1 protein-coding gene is annotated in these 1,430 nt (G+C 67.6%); it reads right to left on the reverse strand.

The genetic code is table 11. The features are described from left to right. Nucleotides 1-100: 100 nt before the first annotated feature. The gene (locus ACFVWT_RS22560; protein WP_390251884.1) at nucleotides 101-880 is read right to left on the reverse strand and encodes a hypothetical protein; all 780 of its coding nucleotides are present in this window, start codon (nucleotides 878-880) and stop codon (nucleotides 101-103) included. Nucleotides 881-1,430: the final 550 nt, after the last annotated feature.

Consider the following 1,430-nt stretch of genomic DNA (forward strand, 5'->3'; position numbering starts at 1 on the left):
GGAAACGCGCCACCACCCCAAGGGGGTCTCGGGGGGTTTTCCCCGCCGTCGACCGCTTGCGTTTGGTCCGGGGAATGTCCCTGAATCCGGAGGTCGGCCGCTAGTCCGGCAGCCTGCCGACGTCGTTCACGGGTCCGTTGCGGCGCCGCCGCAGCTCGGGCACGGATGGCGGGCCTGCCAGCGGGAGGTTTTCCCGCCGTCGTCCGGCCAGCTCGCTGAACCGGTCGACAGCCTGCTGGGCCGCCGCCTGCAAGTCGGGATCCAGGGTAGCGGCGCGGGCATAGCTGCCCACTGCGGTAAGGGATTCGCTTAGCAGCCGGGCGGGAACGTCCCCTGATGCGCCGCCCTGCTGCAGTATGGCCTCGCGATCAGCCGCAAGCGTGTCAGCCATGGTGCCCACAGTGATGCGCTGCCACACGTCCGGGATGCTCTCCACGTTCGCCAGTTTTTCGCGCAGCGGCCATGATTCGATGAACCGGGCCAGCCACGCCTTGTGCCGCTTCTTGTGCCGCCATTCCTGCCAATGCGGGTAGAAGCTGAAGACGACGGCGAACGGCGCGATGATTCCCAACACCACAAGCGCCCAGTCCGCTTCCCCCTGGTAGGGTCCGTCTGCCGCGTCGCCGTAGATGGACAACATCACGCCTGCGGCGATGCACGACAGAATCCACGTGACACCCAAGATATCCCGCATGCGTTTTTGAGATGTGGTGGCGTACTGGACGGGGGCCGGTTCAGAGACGACGAGGGCTTCAGCCGCCGTGAGTCCGGTGTTCAGCAGTCTGGAGGTCCCTGCACCCTGAAGACCGGATGGGTGCGGCACTTCCAGGTACACCGGCGGTAGCCCCTGTGTTTCCTGTGCAGTTTCCTGTGCAGGCACAGTAGTTCCGTCGTCCACGTCTCCCCCAATAAGGCCGTCCGGATTGGACTCTTGAGTATAAGGGCCGACGCAGGCCGCCCCCGGCATTCGTCGCCCGCGGTTGCCGGGCGCTGTGCAGCGGGCAGCCGGGAAGCCGGCCGGGCGGCGTAGGAGTGCTCCTACGCCGCGATAAATAGCGCCCAGTCAGGGAAGGGGTCCGCTGGTAATGGTGGCCCGGTATCTTCGGGATCGGGCGCATCGGCAGGTACGTCCGGCCAGTCGGGCGGTTCCCACTCGGGGGCCCCGGGGTGGTCCGCGTGACCTGGGTGGTCGGGCGGTTCCCACTCGGGGGGCCCGGCGTTGACCGCGTGACCGGGCGCATCGGCAGGTACGTCCGGCCAGTCGGGTGGTTCCCAGTCCTGTTGTTCGCCGGGGTAGGAGCGTCCCGCGGGTGAGATCCAGCCCGGTGACCGGTCGCGGGTGGCGTTTACGGGTCTCCAGGCTGTGGTGTGTTTGAGCCGGTGGTGTTTCCGGCAGGGCTGGCCGAGGTTGCTGATGCCGGTGCCGCCAC

It is taken from the genome of Arthrobacter sp. NPDC058288, from assembly GCF_042880995.1.
Taxonomy (GTDB): Bacteria; Actinomycetota; Actinomycetes; order Actinomycetales; family Micrococcaceae; genus Arthrobacter.